Annotated in this window: 18 protein-coding genes; 5 read left to right on the top strand and 13 right to left on the bottom strand. The window is 36.9% G+C overall.

Going from position 1 to position 18,876, the window contains the following annotated elements:
* Positions 1-367: 367 nt before the first annotated feature.
* From P3T75_RS06075 to P3T75_RS06060, 4 genes are all read right to left on the bottom strand, one after another.
* Entirely contained in the window at positions 368-622 is a 255-nt protein-coding gene (locus P3T75_RS06075) for a hypothetical protein (protein ID WP_282462478.1), read from the bottom strand.
* 2 nt (positions 623-624) lie between these two features.
* Positions 625-1,152 carry a hypothetical protein gene (locus P3T75_RS06070; protein WP_282462477.1) on the bottom strand — a complete coding sequence of 176 codons (528 nt, stop codon included), beginning with the start codon at positions 1,150-1,152 and terminating at the stop codon, positions 625-627.
* Between the two features lie 64 nt (positions 1,153-1,216).
* Positions 1,217-1,369 carry a hypothetical protein gene (locus P3T75_RS06065; RefSeq protein WP_282462476.1) on the bottom strand — a complete coding sequence of 51 codons (153 nt, stop codon included), beginning with the start codon at positions 1,367-1,369 and terminating at the stop codon, positions 1,217-1,219.
* Positions 1,366-1,599, bottom strand: a complete 234-nt coding sequence (locus P3T75_RS06060) for a helix-turn-helix transcriptional regulator (RefSeq protein ID WP_282462475.1) — start codon at positions 1,597-1,599, stop codon at positions 1,366-1,368. Before P3T75_RS06060 ends, P3T75_RS06065 begins: the two co-directional genes overlap by 4 nt.
* Positions 1,600-1,756: 157 nt before the next feature.
* Here P3T75_RS06060 and P3T75_RS06055 point away from each other — a divergent pair, with 157 nt between their 5' ends.
* The 4 genes from P3T75_RS06055 (at position 1,757) to P3T75_RS06040 (ending at position 4,554) form a co-directional block, all read left to right on the top strand.
* On the top strand, positions 1,757-2,077 hold the full coding sequence (locus P3T75_RS06055) for a helix-turn-helix domain-containing protein (protein WP_282462474.1): 321 nt from the start codon (positions 1,757-1,759) through the stop codon (positions 2,075-2,077).
* A gap of 8 nt (positions 2,078-2,085) precedes the next feature.
* A complete protein-coding gene (locus P3T75_RS06050) occupies positions 2,086-2,553 on the top strand; it encodes an ImmA/IrrE family metallo-endopeptidase (RefSeq protein WP_282462473.1) in 468 nt (155 codons plus the stop codon).
* 69 nt (positions 2,554-2,622) lie between these two features.
* A complete protein-coding gene (locus P3T75_RS06045; RefSeq protein ID WP_282462472.1) occupies positions 2,623-3,294 on the top strand; it encodes a DUF4352 domain-containing protein in 672 nt (223 codons plus the stop codon).
* 105 nt (positions 3,295-3,399) lie between these two features.
* Complete coding sequence (locus P3T75_RS06040) at positions 3,400-4,554, top strand: tyrosine-type recombinase/integrase (protein WP_282462471.1); 1,155 nt, start codon at positions 3,400-3,402, stop codon at positions 4,552-4,554.
* Between the two features lie 95 nt (positions 4,555-4,649).
* On the opposite strand, the gene lepA is transcribed toward P3T75_RS06040, so the two are convergent.
* The gene (gene lepA / locus P3T75_RS06035; RefSeq protein WP_282462570.1) at positions 4,650-6,485 is read right to left on the bottom strand and encodes a translation elongation factor 4; all 1,836 of its coding nucleotides are present in this window, start codon (positions 6,483-6,485) and stop codon (positions 4,650-4,652) included.
* Between the two features lie 172 nt (positions 6,486-6,657).
* Here lepA and P3T75_RS06030 point away from each other — a divergent pair, with 172 nt between their 5' ends.
* Positions 6,658-7,878 (top strand): GNAT family N-acetyltransferase, encoded by a 1,221-nt coding sequence (locus tag P3T75_RS06030; RefSeq protein WP_282462470.1) that lies wholly within the window; start codon positions 6,658-6,660, stop codon positions 7,876-7,878.
* A gap of 171 nt (positions 7,879-8,049) precedes the next feature.
* Here P3T75_RS06030 and P3T75_RS06025 read toward each other — a convergent pair whose 3' ends face one another.
* From P3T75_RS06025 to pepT, 8 genes are all read right to left on the bottom strand, one after another.
* A complete protein-coding gene (locus tag P3T75_RS06025) occupies positions 8,050-8,505 on the bottom strand; it encodes a hypothetical protein (RefSeq protein WP_230710662.1) in 456 nt (151 codons plus the stop codon).
* Between the two features lie 157 nt (positions 8,506-8,662).
* The gene (gene clpB / locus P3T75_RS06020; protein ID WP_282462469.1) at positions 8,663-11,269 is read right to left on the bottom strand and encodes an ATP-dependent chaperone ClpB; all 2,607 of its coding nucleotides are present in this window, start codon (positions 11,267-11,269) and stop codon (positions 8,663-8,665) included.
* A gap of 201 nt (positions 11,270-11,470) precedes the next feature.
* Positions 11,471-11,890 carry a hypothetical protein gene (locus P3T75_RS06015; RefSeq protein WP_282462468.1) on the bottom strand — a complete coding sequence of 140 codons (420 nt, stop codon included), beginning with the start codon at positions 11,888-11,890 and terminating at the stop codon, positions 11,471-11,473.
* Between the two features lie 104 nt (positions 11,891-11,994).
* Positions 11,995-13,386 carry a pilin N-terminal domain-containing protein gene (locus P3T75_RS06010; RefSeq protein WP_282462467.1) on the bottom strand — a complete coding sequence of 464 codons (1,392 nt, stop codon included), beginning with the start codon at positions 13,384-13,386 and terminating at the stop codon, positions 11,995-11,997.
* A 20-nt stretch (positions 13,387-13,406) separates the two neighbouring features.
* Positions 13,407-15,764 (bottom strand): hypothetical protein, encoded by a 2,358-nt coding sequence (locus tag P3T75_RS06005; RefSeq protein ID WP_282462466.1) that lies wholly within the window; start codon positions 15,762-15,764, stop codon positions 13,407-13,409.
* Positions 15,765-16,162: 398 nt separating this feature from the next.
* Positions 16,163-17,203, bottom strand: coding sequence for a lysylphosphatidylglycerol synthase transmembrane domain-containing protein (locus P3T75_RS06000; RefSeq protein ID WP_282462465.1), 1,041 nt, complete (start codon positions 17,201-17,203; stop codon positions 16,163-16,165).
* Positions 17,204-17,221: 18 nt separating this feature from the next.
* Positions 17,222-17,488, bottom strand: a complete 267-nt coding sequence (locus tag P3T75_RS05995) for a DUF1294 domain-containing protein (RefSeq protein ID WP_230710652.1) — start codon at positions 17,486-17,488, stop codon at positions 17,222-17,224.
* A 114-nt stretch (positions 17,489-17,602) separates the two neighbouring features.
* Positions 17,603-18,838 (bottom strand): peptidase T, encoded by a 1,236-nt coding sequence (pepT, locus tag P3T75_RS05990; RefSeq protein WP_282462464.1) that lies wholly within the window; start codon positions 18,836-18,838, stop codon positions 17,603-17,605.
* Between the last annotated feature and the right edge of the window lie 38 nt (positions 18,839-18,876).

Genomic DNA, 18,876 nt, shown 5'->3' with positions numbered 1-18,876 from the left:
CTCTTCGTCCTCTCTTTCAGCTTCATCTGGTAACCAAGAATGATTTACATTAGTAAAAATGCAATTGTCTGGATCAGACATTGCTTTGTCATAATCAAACATTGTTCTTACACTCCCTTTCATGTTAAAATAGGGCAAAGATATTTTTCACGAATATCAATTGCATGCAGGTTATCGCTTACTTTCGACGGTTGGGCGGTAACCTATTTTTTTATGTCTTCTACTGTAAACTAAGTCGTCATACTCACTAAAAAACCAAAGGTAATACGTGACCGCTGGTATGAATAGAAATCTTATATCGATATATGCGATTACCAGCATAATTATCGGCATCAAGAAGAATATGATTGCGTTTAGTTGTTTCATGCTATGCCTCCTTCATTCTGATGACATTAGTGTTTAATTTCTCCAATTCCTTGCGTTTCTTCGCTTCTTTAATGGTCTGATCAAAATCTCGTCCGGCATTTTCTTTTAAAAATCGTTCGGCTTCAAAAACGCTCACCACTTTTTTTGAACTAAAGCTAATACTTTTTATCTCGCCAAGTTCTTCTAAAATGTAGATTTTATCTTTTGAAGTCTTATATTCGGCAGCTAATTCGGGCAACGTGTATACAAGTGCCATTCTCAATCATTCCTTTCTCTCTTTTCAGCCAACTCGATTACTTTGCGACTGTTAAAGCTGTATCGATTACAGACAGCGATAAATACAGCAATTTCAGAAGATATTTCATCTTTAAGTTCTATTAACCACTGCTCAATTTCTTCTTTTTCTTCAAAAGTTATTTCTTCGGCTGGTATACTAAGCAAATCCCAGATTTCAAACTTCTTTTCAATCTCTATACGCTCTATTTCTTCTTTATCTTGTCCGACCATTTTCGACAATGGATGCCCATCTCTCCGCTTTCGGTTCAATGGCTTCGGTGTATGGAACATTGCAGCAGCTACCTCAAAATCTAATTCTGGGGCTTGGATGTACTCTGCCATGTTGACCACGCCATCTAAACCTAAGCGCCTTCTTCCATTTAACTTATGTGAAACGTTTTGCGGCGAATCGTGCAAATCAATCGCCATGGCTCGTTGATTTATTTCCTGGCGGTCTACTTCGCTTCTAAATATTGTCGCTATTTTCTGTTCCATTTGTGATAAAGGCATAATCATCACTCCTTTTGTATTTAATTGTCAATTTTCATCACCGTTAAACTGCCATAAACTGTTATTAAGCAAATGACGCTTCATCTAATTCGCGTTGCAAGTCTTTTTGGACTTCTTGAATTAAACGATCTAGCTGTTCGTCATTAGCACATTTGATAATATGAACTAATCGAGGCCGTGCATCTAATATGATTTGAATTTTCTCTTGTCGTGTCATTTTGCAGCCTCCTTGCCAAAATGTTTCTCATTTGTAAACTCGTGAGTAAAAAAAATATCATCAGGTTTCATATCAAATACTTCAGCAATTTTGACTGCGATTGGATAACTAAGGCCTCGTTTTCCGTTTTCAATCATAGAATAATAGCCTTTTGTAATACCTACTTTTTCAGCAACATCTTGAGCAGTTAATTGGTTCATTTCTCGAATTTGTTTTAATTGTTCAATCATTTAGTTTCTCTCCTCTCTGTCAACTAACTGTAAACTCAGTATAGTACACGTATTGTAAACTGTCAACTAATTAATCAACAATTTGTTGATTTTATTTATAACAGTTGAGTTTACTATATGTAAACGATAAAATATATTTAGGAAACGAGGTGTAAACATGACTTTTGGAGAACGATTAAAAAGCCTTAGAAATAAACGCAGTTTAACTCAGAGTCAATTAGGAGAAAAACTTAATGTAACAAAGGCATCTATCTCGGGTTATGAGAATGACACTCGTAGTCCAGACAAAGATACTTTAGTAAAAATTGCGAAGATATTTGGGGTGACTACCGATTACCTTCTTGGTATCGATGAATCGCAAGACGATCCAAATTTATTAGTGGCCGCGCATATCGATGATGATGTTAGCGAGCAAGATATGGAGGATATACTACGCTACATCGAATATAGAAAAAATAATCCACTTCCTAAAAAGTAGGTGTTTTAATGCAAATAGACGAAAAATTAATGGCTGAGTATTCTCAGCTTACATATATCGAAGATCCAGAAATGCCGAAAAAGCAAAAAGGATTTATCGTCGGTAAAAAAGTGTACTACAATCCTAATCAATCTTATCCTCAAAGAAACTGTACTGTAGCAGAAGAAATAGGGCATTATTTAACAGGGGTATGTGATATTACTAAGCAAGATACAAATGAGAAGCGCAAGCAAGAACGTAAAGCTAGAGATGTCGGAGCGACTATCCTTGTCACTCCTTTTGATATTATTAATTGTTTTGAAACTGGATGTGTATCGGTTTGGGAATGCGCTAATCATTTAGAAATAACTGAGCAAACTTTTAAAGATGCAATCAAATGGTATGCAAGAAAATGGGACGGGATTAAAACAGAAAACAACTATACTATTCTGTTTAAGCCAAACGGAACTATTGGAGTTTTTAAATCATTTATTTAGTTAATATGGCGACATACTACCTGCCATTAAGTGGGAGCAAAAAATGAAAAGTGTAGGAGGATTTTTGGTATGGCAAAGAAAAAAGTAACTGGGGAAGATGGAAAAACTTATGTAATGAAGGAGAAAAAACCATTCTATAAGAAAGTTTGGTTTTGGATTCTAGTAGTCATAGTTGTTGCTGGTATCGGTGGCGCTCTTGGTAGCGGCAATGATGAAAACAATGCTGTCAAAGAAGCAAATAGTTCTTCCAATGTAGCAGACTCAAATAAACAAGAAACAAAAGAAAGTACTAAAGCTAATGAAGCTCCTAAGGAAGAAAAAGTATATAAAATCGGTGATAAAGTTCCTGTTGGCACTGTTGAGTATGTAATTAATAGCAAAGAAGTAAAAGATCAAGTAGGCGGTGAATATACCGCTCAAAATGCTAAGGCTAAATATATCGTACTCGACGTAACTATCACAAATAACGGCGATAAGGCCATTACAATTGCAGATGATTTTTTTAAATTGTACAAAGGTAAAACCGAGTTCAAAACTGATTCATCTGCATCAATTGCAGCTAATCAAGAATCCGGCAGTACCGGTCTAGATTTTTTCTATCAAGAATTGAATCCAGAAAGCAGTTTGACTGGTAAAGTTGTTTTTGACGTGAATGAAGAAACAATCAACGATCCATCTACACAAATACAAGTCCAAACTGGTGTTTGGGGAACTGAAACAGAGCGTATTAATTTAAATTAAAAAATAAAGATTAGGCTTCGGCCTTTTCTTTTTACTCACAAAACGAACATACGTTTGTATATATTAGTATGTTGAGATATACAAAATTAGAAAGGAATGATAATTATGGAGGGATCAGTAAGAAAACGAGGTTCGAAATGGTACTATTCTTTCGAAGCTGCTTCTATAGGAGGAAAACGAAAACGTATAGAACGAGTTGGAGGAAATACAAAAACAGAAGCGTTAGCAAAGATGCGTGAAGCGATGAAACTCTATGAGAACGGAGATACTATTGATTTAACAAATATTAGTGTTGCAGATTATTTTGACTACTGGTTTAAAGATTATGTTGAACGTAAATTGAAATATAATACACAAAAAAATTATCGAAACATAATTGATAAGTACATCAAACCGGGGATAGGAAAATACAAATTAAAATCAATTGGACCTGATAAACTTCAAAAATTTGTTGATTCTCTACCTGATTTTAATCAAAACGGAACACGTCTAGCTAAACACACTGTTGAAATTATAATTACAGTTATCGGTGGTGGTTTAAAGCGTGCGGTTTTCCCATACAAACTCATTAAAGAAAACCCTATGCAATATTGTGATCCACCTACTTATGATGAAAGTAATAAAAAGACACGGAAAGATTTAGGTATCATAACAATCGAGCAGTACCAGGAAATATTGAATATTACTCCTATCGCCTCTTCTTTCCGAATTCCACTTGAAGTTGGATGGGGAACTGGAATGAGACGCGGTGAAGTTTGCGGATTATATTGGAGTGATGTTTCATTTGAGGAAAAAACAATTAAAGTTGAAAGAAATATGCTACAAGATAAGTACGGAATTAAAATGGGTACTCCAAAAACAAAATCGAGTTATCGAACGATTGATATTGACGAAGGTTTATTGCGCACACTGAAAGAACATCGGAAACGACAAATGGAAAATAAAATTAGATATGGTCAATTTTACTTCGACAGCCCTTACGTCTGCACAAAGGAAAATGGCGAGCCAGTAACGCCAAATTCAATTAAATGGAATTGTACAAGAATTTCTAAAGCATTAGGGTTCCGATTTAATTTTCACGGTCTACGTCACACGCATGCCACCCTTTTACTTGAGCATGGAGCAAACGCTAAATCTGTTCAAGAACGGCTGGGTCACAGTAAAATTTCTACAACATTAGACACCTACGCTCATGTTACGAAGAAGATGAAAAATGAAACAATTGACATCTTTACAAAAGCAACGGGAAGCCAAAAATAAAAAAATTTGCCGACGACATAATTTTTACGTCGGCAAATCGTAGGCAAATCATGAAAATTCACGTCATTTTAAATTTCGTTTTCAAGAATCCCTTGCTATTTCTTAGGTTCATCATCGTCCATTTTCAGAACAGCCATGAAGGCTTCTTGTGGGACTTCGACAGAACCAATTTGTTTCATTCGTTTTTTACCTTCTTTTTGTTTTTCCAATAATTTACGTTTTCGGGAGACGTCCCCGCCGTAACATTTGGCCAATACGTTTTTGCGGAGTGCTTTAATATCTGACCGCGCAACAATTTTTTGTCCGATTGCAGCCTGAACTGGCACTTCAAATTGTTGACGAGGAATTAATTTTTTCAGTTTTTCAACGATGGCTTTCCCACGTTCGAAGGCAAAGTCACGGTGAACAATGAAGCTTAGGGCATCGACTTTTTCAGCGTTCAATAAGATATCCATCTTCACTAGCTTACTTGTGCGGTAACCAGACATTTCATAATCTAATGAGGCATATCCTTTGGTGCTGGATTTCAACTTATCAAAAAAGTCAAAGACAATTTCAGACAATGGAATTTCATAAACGACATTAACCCGATAATCATCCAAATAATCCATCGTGACAAAATCACCACGTTTTCTTTGTGATAATTCCATCACTGCACCAACATAATCATTTGGTACCATAATTTGGGCTTTCACATAAGGTTCTTCCACACTTTGAATGGAGACAGGATCTGGAAAATCAGCCGGGTTATCGACAATAACTTGAGTGCCATCTGTTTTATTGACGTGATAAATAACAGAAGGCGCTGTCGTAATCAACTCTAAATTGAATTCTCTTTCCAAACGTTCTTGGATAACATCCATGTGTAATAAGCCCAAGAATCCGCAACGGAAACCAAAACCTAAAGCTTGTGAGGTTTCGGGTTCAAATTGTAAGGCAGCATCATTTAATTGCAATTTTTCCAACGCTTCCCGCAAATCGTTGTAACGTGACGTATCAATTGGGTACAACCCACAAAATACCATTGGGTTCATCTTACGATAGCCTTCTAAAGCTTGAGTGGCAGGATTTTTCGCTAAGGTAACCGTATCACCAACCCGGGTATCTTGTACGGTCTTAATTGCGGCGGTGATATACCCTACGTCTCCTACCATTAAATAATCTCGGGCAATCGCTTTTGGTGAAAAGACCCCGACTTCTGTTACATCAAATGTTTTACCGTTACTCATTAATTGAATTTTATCTCCTGGTTTAACAACACCGTCCATTACCCGCACATTTAAAACGACCCCACGATATGAATCGTAAATCGAGTCAAAAATCAACGCTTTTAATGGTGCGTTTAAATCGCCACTTGGAGCAGGAACATATTCAACGACTTGCTCTAAAATTTCTTCAATGCCAATGCCGGCTTTGGCTGAAGCCAAAACTGCTTCACTGGCATCAATACCGATAACATCTTCAATTTCTTGGCGCACGCGTTCTGGATCAGCAGCAGGTAAATCGATTTTATTAATAACCGGTAAAATCTCCAAGTCATTATCTAATGCCAAATAAACATTGGCCAAAGTTTGCGCTTCAATCCCTTGTGCGGCATCGACTACTAAAACAGCACCTTCACAAGCAGCTAAACTGCGGGAAACTTCGTAAGTAAAATCGACGTGTCCGGGCGTGTCAATCAAGTGGAAAATATACGTTTGACCGTCTTTTGCTGTGTAATTTAATTCAACGGCATTTAATTTGATCGTTATACCACGTTCTCTTTCCAAATCCATTGAGTCTAGCAATTGATCTTGCATTTCCCGACTCGTCACCGTATGGGTTTGCTCTAAAATACGGTCTGCCAACGTGGATTTTCCGTGGTCAATATGGGCAATGATGGAGAAATTCCGAATCATTTCCTGTCTTTTTTTCATTTCTGCTAGATTCATATATACCCTCATTTCTTTATTACCGCGACAAAATCCCTGCGGTCTGCTAACTTCAGCCTTTTCATTATACCAACGAAACTTAGATATTTAAAGAGTTTTCCCCATCTCAAAAACAACAAATTTGCCAATCTTTGTTATACTAAAACTAAGAACAAAAATTGGAGTTGAAATTATGGAGGAACACTTTCGCGACGAATTACAAATTCTACCGGTGGAAGAAAAAGATGTTGATCAATTTAACGAGTTATTAAGTTATGTTTTTCAAATCACAGAATCAGATATTGAAGAAAGCGGCTTTGATAGTAAAAAAGAAATGATCAAATCAAAAAAGCCGATTTTAGAGTTATCAAAAGTATTCGGCTGGTTTCACAAAGAGCAGTTGATCTCTCAAATTGCCATTTATCCTTGTGAAGTAAATATTCATGGTGCTGCATACAAAATGGGAGGCATCACAGGTGTTGGCACCTATCCAGAATATGCCGGTCACGGGCTAATGCAAGATTTAGTGAAAAAAGCATTGGAAACAATGCGCGAAGACAAGCAATGGATTTCATACCTTTATCCTTATAACATCCCCTACTATCGCCGTAAAGGTTGGGAAATTATGTCAGACAAATTGACGTTTAAAATTCGTGACACCCAATTACCCAAACAAGTAGATGTCCCTGGAATGGTAGAACGTCAAAACGTAGATCATCCCGATGTTTTTGCTGTTTACGATACTTTTGCCAAGCAAAATCATGGTGCTTTAAAACGCAGTCATTTTCATTGGGAAGAATACTGGCGTTATGAAAATGAAGAGGAACGGACTGCCGCAATTTATTATGACGGCGCTGGTAAGCCAACGGGCGTTTTATTTTATTGGGTCGCCGAAGAAATTTTTCATGTTAAAGAAATGTTTTATTTAAATCAAGAAGCTCGCAACGGCTTATGGAATTTTATTTCTGCGCATTTTTCGATGGTTTATTGGGTAAAAGGAGATATTTATAAAAACGAACCATTGGCCTTTTTACTAGAAGATAGTCAGATTACGGAAACAATCGAACCTTATTACATGGCTAGAATTGTGGATGTTGCAGAGTTTTTAAAAAGATTTCCTTTTGAATCTTTTGACGGTGCTTTTCACTTTGTCGTAACCGATCCCATTGCGGATTGGAACAATGATACTTTTTCTGTTATGAGTAAAGATGATGAAGTTGTAATTCAAAAAGGTGTTGCTATAGGCCCAAGTGTCACAATTGATATTCAAACTTTAAGCTGTCTTTTAATGAATTATCGCCGCGCTTCTTATTTATACCGCATTGAACGTCTACAAGCCGCTAGCAAGAAAACAATTCATTTATTAGAGCAAATTATCCCCGACATGGAAGCTTACTTTAGTGATTATTTCTAAACAAAAAAATACGTGGTACTTATTTACGCTAAAAAAATAAACGTAATCTGCTACTTATGGAACCCTTTTAATTTGTAATAATGGACCTGTGATAGGCTTATCAGCTTATCACAGGTCCATTTGCAAATTACAGATGCATTTTACACTGGGCAACTTTTACTCTTATCGATTTTACAGATAGGGTAATTGAATAATGGTTTCTGCTTTTCCTGCAACTTCTTCATAATACTCATAGCTTTCATAGGTAAATGTGCCTTTTTCTTTTTCTATTTCTTCTAAAAGCAAGCGATAAATTAGTTCACTATCGTTATCATCTTCTAAAAAGCTGGCTACGGCAGCATTAAAAGCTGGCCGTTTTCTGATTTTTAAAGGTGATGCAACAGAAAATTCTTTTTCAATTGGCAAACAAAATCCGACTTTTAAAGGGTCAGTGTGAATTTCACCTTTACTTTCGACTGCTAAATAATGAACGAAAGGTTCTCCTTTGACTGCCACACCCGCACTAAGAAGGGCTGTCGCCATTTCTTCATAGGCATCTGCCAATGCTGTACCAAAATCCTCCGCATCGATTTCTTGTTCTTTTTCTAACAACAACACTTCTGGTACAATCTGCGTTTTTATTTCCATTTGACTATCTCCTTTTATCCTCTTTTTTCTAATTATAGTGGAGAATGGATTTTTCACCTAGTAATTCGTCACCTGCAAAAGAAAAAAAACCAGACATCACAGTCTGGTTCCCTTTTTGTAAATGACACTTTCCATTTAACACAATTTATCTTTTTTCTTATTTTTCTGCCATTGCTTCATTTTGAAAAACCAATTGGTCATTTAAAAGACTGATAGTAACTTTGGTCTTTGGCAAAACTCGACCAGACACAATTTCTTTAGCCAGTGGCGTTTCCACCTCACGGGTAATAAAGCGTCGCAAAGGCCGCGCACCATATGCTGGTTCATATGCATTTTCAGCAATCCAAACTTTCGCAGCTTCATTAATTTCTAGGACGATTTCTTGATCTTCTAAGCGCTTGGACAATTGTGCAATTATTTTATCGACAATTCCTTTTACGTCTTCAAGGCTTAGTGGTGTAAATAAGATTGTATCGTCAATCCGATTTAAGAATTCTGGTTTGAAGTGGCCCCGTAATAAATTCATGACTTGCTCTTTCACATCTTCTTTAATCGTGCCTTCTTCTGTCACACCTTCTAATAAAAACTGTGAACCAATGTTACTTGTCATAATCATGACTGTATTTTTAAAGTCTACCACCCGTCCTTTTGAATCCGTCAAGCGACCATCGTCTAAAACTTGTAATAAAATATTAAAGACATCCGGATGTGCTTTTTCTATTTCATCTAGAAGAACAATGGTATAGGGATTGCGACGAACAGCTTCTGTTAATTGGCCACCCTCTTCATAGCCGACATAGCCTGGAGGTGCACCAACCAAACGTGAGACCGCATGCTTTTCCATGTATTCACTCATATCAATTCGCACCATATGGTCTTCTGAATCAAACAAGTTTTCAGCTAACGCTTTTGCTAATTCTGTTTTACCAACGCCGGTTGGTCCTAAAAACAAGAAAGAACCTAATGGACGATTGGGATCTTGTAAACCCGCACGAGAACGAATTACCGCATCACTTACCGCATTGACGGCCTCATCTTGACCAATGACCCGTTTATGCAGTGTTTCGTTTAGCTTCATTAGTTTTTCCCGTTCTCCTTCAACTAATTTCGTTACGGGAATTCCGGTCATACGACCGACAACAGCAGCAATTTCTTCTTCTGTAACCGATTCTTGTACTAAGCGCACATGATCGTCGGTCCCTTTTTCCTCTAGTGTTTCCAATTCCTTTTCTAATTGAGGAATGGTTCCATGACGGAGCACGGCTGCACGTTCTAAGTCATAATTATTTTCAGCATCTTCTAATTCGTGCTTAGCCTTATCGATTTCAGAACGTTTATTGGTAATCTGGTTCACTTCTTCTTTTTCAGTTTCCCATTGCATCTTCATGGCGTTTGCTTCTTCTCTAAGTTCAGCCAACTCTGCTTGCAAAATTTCTAAACGTTTTTTCGATGCGTCATCGCTTTCTTTTTTCAACGCTGCTTCTTCAATTTCAAGTTGCATTAAACGTCTGGTTACTTGGTCTAATTCTGTCGGCATAGAATTCATTTCCACCCGAATTGTCGCACTTGCTTCATCGACTAAGTCAATCGCTTTATCTGGTAAAAATCGATCGGTAATATAACGATCAGAAAGCGTCGCAGCAGCAACTAAAGCATTATCGTGAATATTAACGCTATGGTGAATTTCAAATCTTTCTTTTAGTCCCCGTAAAATCGAGATTGTATCTTCCACTGTTGGTTCTGCGACTAAAACTTTTTGGAACCGGCGTTCTAGCGCCTTATCTTTTTCCATATATTGCCGATATTCATCTAATGTTGTAGCACCAATCATATGCAATTCACCACGGGCAAGCATCGGCTTTAATAAGTTTCCGGCATCCATGCTGCCTTCGGTCTTGCCAGCCCCCACGATGTTGTGAATTTCATCAATAAAAAGAATAATGCGCCCATCTGCTTTTTTCACTTCTTTTAAAACCGCTTTTAGTCGCTCTTCAAATTCGCCACGGAATTTAGCGCCGGCAATTAATGAACCCATATCAAGAGAAAAAATCGTTTTATCCTTTAAATTTTCTGGAACATCTTTGCGCACAATCCGTTGGGCTAGTCCTTCTACGATAGCCGTTTTACCAACCCCAGGCTCCCCGATTAAAACAGGATTATTTTTTGTTTTTCGTGATAAAATCCGAATGACATCACGAATTTCTTCATCCCGTCCAATAATAGGATCCATCTTACCAGCTTTAACTTGTTGCACTAAATCGACACCGTATTTTTCCAATGCTTTATATTGTTCTTCTTGATTTTTTGAGGTCACTTTTTCTCCTCCACGCATTACTTCAATATTGTGGCGTAATTCTTTTTCCGTAATTCCTTGGTTCACCAAATATTTCGTCAAACGATAATTTTTTAATTTCATTAATGCTAAAATTACGATTTCAGTGGCTAAAAATTCGTCTCCGAAACTTTCCCGTAATTGGTCTGCTTTATTTAATAGATTAAATAAATTTTGGCTCATGCTTTGACCATAAGCTACATTTCCGCCAGCTACACTTGGGTATTCATCAATTGCCTGATCGACTTCTCTTTCAAAAGATGCAACATCTACACCAGCATCCGTATAAAAATTACGTCCAAAATGATTTGGTTGTAAGAAAATTTTCCATAAATGAGCAATGTCGATTTCTTGATGATGACGTGTTACCGCAACTTGCTGTGCTTCTGCGATAGCTTCTTGTAAAGTTGTCGTCATTTTTTCAATATTCATTTGCCATTCCTCCTAAAGTCTTAATTTACTGTGAGCTCAACTACTTTTATCATACTACTATCTCACCTTTTTGGCACGAATGTCGTAGTATTGTTCCTTTACTCACAATATAATAATACGCCTTTGGTCAGTAATGGTCAAACGAAATGCTCTCAAATTTAGCAAATTATTTATGAAATACTAACAAAATGACCGATCTTTCTAACTGGAATCATAGACCACTTGCAAGCCATTTTTATTTAAACTTGTGCCCGCTGGAACAATCATTTCAGCTAAATGAGGAATGGCCTTTTCCCCTATTTTTGCAATGAGAAGCAGTCGCTGAAATTGCCGTAATTTGTGCAGCATATAAAACCATTGAATATTTGAAAAAAGCGCTCGAAAATAATGTAAATGAGCAATCATAAAGTGGTTCCAATGCTTATTTTGATAAATCGCAATGACTTCTGCTTGATATAGTTCAAGACGTAAAGGCGCTATCTTAACAAACAATTTACTACAAACATCAATAAAACGTAAATACGTTAAAAAGCGTCTTTCATCTTTGGTTTCTTTTAGAAAAACTTTCAAACGTCTTGCCGTTGTCTCTGCTTTAAAATAACCTAATTGATTTGGACTCACGACTAAATACACCTCGATCACTTCCCCTCACTTTAACAACGAAAAAAATAAAGATAATGTCAAAAAAAATCGGAGGAAAATTCCTCCGATCTTTTTGCAGTATGCTATTTATCGTCTTTATCGTTTTTCTTTTTCCATAAGAATACTGCACCACCGGCTAATATAACGCCGAATAATGAGAAGGCTGCTTTGCCTTCGTTGGTTCTTGGTAACATCCGTCGCGCTGTTGTTGCAACGGTATCAACCAACTCGCCAAGTGTTTGTGGTAGTCGACCACGAGTTCTCGTTGGTTCTGCTGGTGTTGATGATTCAGTTGGTGGTTCTTCTTGCGTATTATAGACACGAGGCGTTTTTTCTTCCATCGCTTGCGCTGGAACTTCACCGTCTGGATTTTCCAACATTGGTTGTCCATCAATTAATACTGGCAAGTAATTGCCATCTTCATCGTACCAAGATTCTGGAACTTCAATTTTGATTCGTTTTTCTTTATTGCCGATTACAAACCCTTCAGCACTCTCCAATTCCTCAAAGTAGAAGGTTCCCGATGGTAAAAAGCGTGCACCCGTATTTACCAAACCATCTTTATCAGACTCAAAAATATTAACACGATCATCATAAAGCGGATCTTCTGATTCCACCCATTTGTTCTTCAAGTCATTAACATCACTCATGTCCAGATAAAGTTTCTTGCCATCCTCTTCACGATATATTGCAAATTTCGCGCCGGCAATTGGTCCTAAATCTTCACCATTTGCTTGTTGCCCAAATTTAAAGAAGTACGGATCACGGACATAGCCCACATTTTTAGGATAAAGATGAATTTGCGTTAGACTTTCGTCATTGACATAAATTGGTAGGCTGATTAAAAGTGGTCGACCTAATTTTTCCATATCCACGTTTAAATCTTTTTTCTCTGTCAGACCTGTTTCAAGAATCAAATAGGCTGCCTCTTCATCGCCACTTTTAACTGGTAATTTAGGAAATGTTGCAATTCCTTCTAACGTTCGGCCATCTGGCATTTCCGTTTTTTGTGAAACAATCGCTTGCGCGTTTACTTTAGTTAAATTTGACTCCTCCGCCATTTTAATTGCTTCTTTTCGGGCTAGAGTTGCGATATAGTCAACAAAATCTTTTTGGGAAGAAACTTTGACTCCATTTGGCAGTTGCCCTTTTTCTTTGACATCTTTATACCAAGGGGTTGCATCGTAGATATCAAACATCGCACCATTTAACGGTAGTGAATTTTCTAGTAACGTATTATCTTGCTCTGTTAATTGTTCACCCACAATTTGCAGACCATCATTTTGATACTCCCAATCTTCCAGCTCTTTATTATTTTTCCAACGAAGATCACGGAAAATTCGTTTGTGCAAATAAATTGTCACTTCTTCAGGATTATCGGCGGCCTCTGCGATGGTTTCGCCATTACTAGTAAAAGTAAGGACTAAAGGTAATAGCAGTAACAGTGCTAGTAAGCTTGTCATAATCTTTTTCATTTTAAGCGCCTCCTTTCTTATTACGATAAACATAAAAGGCGCCTAATCCTCCGACAATTGCCAGAACTACTATACATTACGTTTTGATTATTGGAAGTAGTTTCTCCTTGCCAAGAAAATGCCTTGGTGACTTTCACCTTAACTCTTATCGAGAAATCTTTTCCGTAATACCCAACTTGTCGCGATTGGGTATTAATCTTACTCGCTGCGTTTCCTTGAATTTTAAATGTCAAGCTTCCGTTATTATTATTAATACTAAAGCCATCAGTTAGAGTATTACCCTTCAAATCGTATAACGTTGCACTCTCGTATTCAACTCCTACAGGTAATTTATCTGTGATTTCATAACTAATTGGGCTAATTAATCCACCTGCTACCATGTTAATTGTATCTTGATTAATAAAGTAATAATGAGATTGACCAGTCTGCACATATCTATTTTCTTTTTTAGCTATTCCGGTAGCTAACCCGCTAGCGTTATCTGCATCATGTCCTGGTACACGCTTATGTTGTGGTAGTTCCCAATCTTTACCTTGCTCGTAATCAAAACGATCTAAATCATTAAAATAACGGTTGGAAAAGCCAGCATTGGAGGTGGGGTGAACGGTTTTAGTTGGAGCCTCGTGAGTAGTTGGCCGTACAGCAGAGCTGATAAATGAGTTCCACGCACGTCCATAAGTTGTACCCAACTTGAACTTATTACTTGTCCCGCTGAGTGGAAAACTTACCGCACTAATTTGGTAGTCTACCCCACCAACCTTATCGTCAAACTCGTACACAGATGAGCTATAGTAAGTTCCTGCATCATAAGTATGCCCAGCTGTTCCGGTTTTATGATAACTAAGTTTAGTATCCGCCGATAAAGTTCCCAATCCTGTTGTATCATCTTTACCATCATCAGTCAGTTTTCCAGCAAACTCGTGGCGATTAGCAACTGCTCCAGTCGGAGTAACACCAGCTTTAGTTCCATCCTTAATTGCAGACTGTTCATTCCCATATCCATTCAGTGAAGCAAAGGTTAATTGCGCATTGTTAACATCAGTGTTGTCACCAAAATCAATAGTTTGATTAGTCAAACTTTTAGTCGTAGGATCAGCTACATAAAACTGGAAGTTAAGTTCCATCTTTTTTGTAAAACCATAAACTACACCAGAATACAAATTGTTAGAAAATTCCATCCAAGGCATATTATCCCCATTAGCCGGCATACCTCCTGATGTCTTAGCCGTTCGGCCTATTACAATATTTGATACATTTACTCTTGCTCCAACTGGGATTAGTTGTGGCGTAGTTTTAGTTCCAACATTTACATAGCCAACAAAGTCGTAAACTAAATCAAAATTGGTACCAGTTAGTGTTGTTGGAGTTGCTTTATTACCATCAGCATTTTTAAAACGAATTCCAATTGACTTAGAAACGTTTGTCTTTTTCGGAAACAATGTATAAACTTTATTCTCTTTCAGTACATCTGCAGAAGTTGCAGGTGAATATGGTGAATTACTATCCTTATAGGTTTTTGTTTTAGTCTCAATAGTTACAGCTTTAGTTCCATCTTTCCCATGATTTATGTTCTCAATTGTAAAGTTATCACTAAATGCATCTTCGCCAATCATTAGCTCTGAACCTCGAGTAATAATAGTTCCTTTAGTATTTCGTAACATCGCGGGTTTCGCAGAAGGTATTACTGCGTTTTTTCCTTCAGCGTTATTACTACTTGTCTGGTTAGTACCTTGTTTTGAATTATCTAAGTTTCCTGAATTTTTACTATTTGGGACTGTTTTAGGTGCTACCATCTCAAAAGGCCCCGTGATTGCATCATCTAAAATATCTATTTTTTCATCAAATTGAATGTTCTTTTGTACCTCTTCTTGAGCCTCAGATAGTGCCGATTCTTCTGAATCATTTGGAATCATTTCATTGCGTCCATCCATTTGAACACTTAAAGACATTTTGGTATTTTTTGGCGCTTGAATTTTGATCGTCCCCGATTTTTCTGTTCCAAATTCATCTTCTTCGTACCATCCGGTTGGTTCATTTTGTTCTGTAACACCTTTGACAAACCGATTTTCCGGAGGGACGAATCCGTGTTGACTAGTATCTAATCCATCAACTTTAAACTTAAATTTTCCTTCTTCAAAATCAGAATTGCTTTTCATATCATAATGATAGTTAATCAGCCATTCTACTAGACCATTGGTTTCACTCGAGTCACTTACTTCATAATCCACTTTTAGAAAATCAGTTTTAACAACTTCACTTGCTTTGGGTTCATTCGCAGATGTTCGCCAAATGGAAGAAATCGAAAACAGACCTTCTAAAAGGGGCAGCAACATCGCAACAACAACTACAACTATTAGAATTTTTTTCCGTTTCGTCATATTCGCCCCTCCTCATTATCCTCATCATATTCTTACAACTTTATTGTACCAACCTTAATTTTTTTCTTCAAAAAGTTGTAAAATCCTGCACTAACAAGATAATTGAGAAAGTGCTGTTATTTATTCCGGCAAACGCCTTGGTATAATCATATTCTTATCATTTTCTTATTTATATAATATATAAAACTCATCTTTATCGTTAAAAACATAAAAAAATCTTGTTAAAGTTGACTGAAAAATACGTTCGTTATCCACTGATATTATCGCTTTTATTGTATTTTTTACTTTAATAATGGAATGAAAAAAGTCTAACGCAGCTTACAATTAAGGAAGATTATTATTATCATGATATTCTAATTTTAAATTTAGAAACAAAAAAACAAACCAGAAATGAGCTTCTAGTTTGTCTTTTCACTACTTTGATTTAATTCTTTCAATTCGCCTTTAATTGCTTTGCGTTTATCCCATAAAACATAAACAAAACCCAAGGCAAAAGGCCAAATATAGGTAGCAAAGCGATACAGCAACATAGAAGATACGGCATCGACTGTACCAACCAGGGGTTTAAACAACAATAAATACACAAACTCAAAAGAACCAATTCCCGCAGGTGTTGGAATCACCCCAGCCAAAATAACGGTAAAACTAATCAGGGAAAAGGTCAGTAAAAAGTCTAGCGACGGATGATTCTCCACCAACAGAAAATAAGGTAGCACATACCAGATTGCCATTTTCAATAAGTTTAGCAAAAAGATTTTAAAAATTCGCGGACGTTCTTGTAAGATACCATTCACTGCCAAACGCAACGAATATATTTGCAAATTCGCCTGATCCACCATTTCCCGCAATTTTTGTGATTTGAATAATTTATTGGTTATCTTGACAAAAAGAACTTGCAATTTCAAGCTCAAGGAAAGAAGCAAGAGAGCTGCAATAATCAAAAAAGTCACAACCATACCTGCTAAAATTAACGGGATCATATTTGGTGCTTTATCATAAAACAAAGAAAATTGAATAAGTAAGCCAATGAGGGCATAGACCAGTAATGCCAGTTTATACATCACCATGTGAAGAGCAGTCACGCCTACCCCATCAGAAACTCTCAATCCTTTACGCCGATAATAATTCACCTCTGAAATGAGAGTCCCTGCCCCAAAGGTAACCACACGATAAAAAGTATAATAACAAACAGCAAAAAAACCATCGCGCCGGGTAAAATCAGAAGTAAAGGGTTCGGCTAAGGTTTTAATATTGATACCTTCGGCAATCAAGTAGAGTGTTCCACAGGCAAAAACGGTGATTAAAGCATAAACAGTCGTACTTTTTAACTCTTCCAAAATTTCACCAAAGGAATTTTGCAACAAATAAAACATTACCCCTAAAATTACAACCAGTAGTACAATATTCAAGAGTAATTTCGTTTTTGAATTAATTTTCATAAAACCTCCTTTAAACTACTAGTGATAATAAACAATAAGCAATAAACACACGGCAATTCCGATTAAAAAGCAAAGATAAAATTTCTTCTTACGGGTTTTATGGTGAAAGATTTTCTGAGCAAGTAGCCCACCTAAGCCACCACCGACCATGCCCATAAATAAGAGGTTTTTTTCAGAAATTCGCTGACCGCCTTTTACTGCTTGCCGCTTGTCGTAATACATTAAAAAGAAAACATATACGTTCACTAAGATTAGATAAAACCATAACGGGTTTTCGTTAAACAAAAACAAAACTCCTTTATTTACAAATTATTTTAAAAAAAGAAAAGCGAGATTACTTACGCCAAGCGTAGGCCTCTCGCTTCATTATAACAAGTATACTAGAAAGTTTTGAATAAATTATGCATTTTCAGCATTTAATTCAGCGATTTTCACAATAACATCTGTCGCTTTTTCCATTGCTTGAAGGGATACAAATTCAAAACGACCATGCATATTTTCCCCACCGGCAAAGATATTTGGCGTTGGTGTGCCTAATTGTGAAATTTTAGAGCCATCGGTCCCACCACGCACAGGTTCGATAATCGGTTTAATTTCTAAAGCCAACATCGCTTCTTTGGCAATTTCTACAATGCTCATGTCTTTTTCAATTATTTCTTTCATATTGTAATATTGATCGTACATATTCACATCAATGCGCTTTTCATCAAATTGCCCATTCATTTTGTCTGCAATTTCTGTAATCAATGCTTTTCTGGCTTCGAATTTTTCATGATCGTGGTCACGGATAATGTAGCTCATTTTTGCTTCTTCTTCATTGCCGTTAATGGCCATCAAGTGGAAGAAGCCTTCGTAGCCTGCCGTTTTTTCTGGAATTTCAGTTTGTGGTAGCTGATTATTGAATGCAATGGCTAAACGTAATGCATTAATCATTGTATCTTTAGCAGTCCCTGGATGAACATTTTTACCATGAATTGTAATTTCTGCGGCGGCGGCATTAAATGTTTCATATTGCAATTCACCGACAGGCCCACCGTCCATCGTATAAGCAAAATCAGCCCCAAATTGGGCAACGTCAAATTTATCAGCGCCAACGCCAATTTCTTCATCTGGACCAAAGCCGACTTTGATTGTACCGTGTTTAATTTCAGGGTTTTTAATTAAAATTTCTAAAGCCGTCATAATTTCAGCAATCCCGGCTTTATCATCTGCACCCAATAGCGTTGTCCCGTCGGTTGTAATGAGCGTTTGGCCAGCATAATTTTTTAAATTTGGAAAATCATTCGTATTTAAGGTATATTTCCCTGCTGGATCTAAATTGATTGTCGATTGTCCATCATAATTTTCAATAATTTGCGGGTTTACATTTTCAGCGTTAAAGTCCGCAGTATCCATGTGAGCAATAAAACCAATTGTTTTGACTGGTTTATCGCTGTTACTTGGCAACGTCGCGATGACATAGCCATTATTTTCATTATAAAGTACATCTTGTAAGCCTAATTCTTCTAATTCTTTTTTTAGTTCATGGGCAAAAGCCACTTGCGTTTGTGTAGAGGGTGTTGTTTTACTCGTAGCATCAGAACGTGTTTGTGTTTTAACATAGCGTAAAAAGCGGGGTAATAAATTTTCGTACATCATAGTTCCTCCCAAGTGTTTAAAAAACACAGTTTAAT

This window comes from Enterococcus montenegrensis (genome assembly GCF_029983095.1).
GTDB classification, from domain to species: Bacteria; Bacillota; Bacilli; order Lactobacillales; family Enterococcaceae; genus Enterococcus_C; species Enterococcus_C montenegrensis.
The sequence above is the reverse complement of the archived record's forward strand: the minus strand, read 5'-3'. Positions and strand labels throughout refer to the sequence as shown.